1 protein-coding gene is annotated in these 870 nt (G+C 50.3%); it reads right to left on the bottom strand.

The window, feature by feature from the left end:
- The coding region (locus tag BN3261_RS00005; protein WP_199874088.1) for a recombinase family protein at nucleotides 1-845 on the bottom strand (845 nt) is incomplete at its 3' end.
- Nucleotides 846-870: the final 25 nt, after the last annotated feature.

Genomic DNA, 870 nt, shown 5'->3' with positions numbered 1-870 from the left:
CGGTAGTCTTTTTTCTGGGAAGCAATCGCCCCGGTGTAGACGGGATTCATCAAAAGGTCTTTGATAACGGAGAAGTCCCACATATACCGCCCGTTTTCCGGGTCTTTCTTTTCCCATTTGGTGCGGGTATTGCGAAGCCCCCGTTCCCGGTTCCACCATGTGGGGCAGGGGATTTTTTCTTCCTCCAGCCGTCTGCGGATATAGTTCGGACCATGACCGTTTAGGGCATATCCGAAAATCAGCCGCACAATCGGGGCGGTTTCCTCGTCAATGAGCAGATGGTTTTTGTCCTCCGGGTCTTTCCGATACCCAAACGGGGCAAGACACCCGGTAAACTGTCCTTTCTGCGCTTTCAGAAGATAAGAGGAATGGACTTTCTTGGAAATATCCTTGCTGTACATCTCGTTCAGGATATTCTTGAACGGGGCAATATCGTTGTTATCCCGCAGGGTGTCGATACCGTCATTCATGGCGATATAGCGGACACCGTTTCTTGGGAAAAAGTCCTCAATCAAATGCCCGGTTTGCAGATAGTTCCGCCCCAGTCGGCTGAGGTCTTTCGTGATGACAAGGTTGATTTGCCTGCGCTCAATGGCTCTCAACATTCTCTGTAAATCAGGACGCTCCATATTAAGACCTGTGAAGCCATCGTCCTGATAGACTGCCACAACCTCCCATCCCTGCTTTTCGCAGTATTTTTCCAGCATATCACGCTGGTTTGCGATACTGGCACTTTCGCCTTGCAGGTCATCGTCCTTTGACAGTCTGCAATAGACCGCTGCACGATAGCCCCCGGCAAGTGCCGAACCGATTGTTCTGTATTCCATTTCGTTCATCATAGCCATTTACCCACACAATCCAGACGGTATC

Origin of the sequence: Blautia massiliensis (ex Durand et al. 2017) (assembly GCF_001487165.1) — a bacterium.
Classification (GTDB): Bacteria; Bacillota; Clostridia; order Lachnospirales; family Lachnospiraceae; genus Blautia_A; species Blautia_A fusiformis.
Note: the sequence above shows the minus strand (reverse complement) of the source record. Positions and strands in the feature narration are given on the sequence as shown.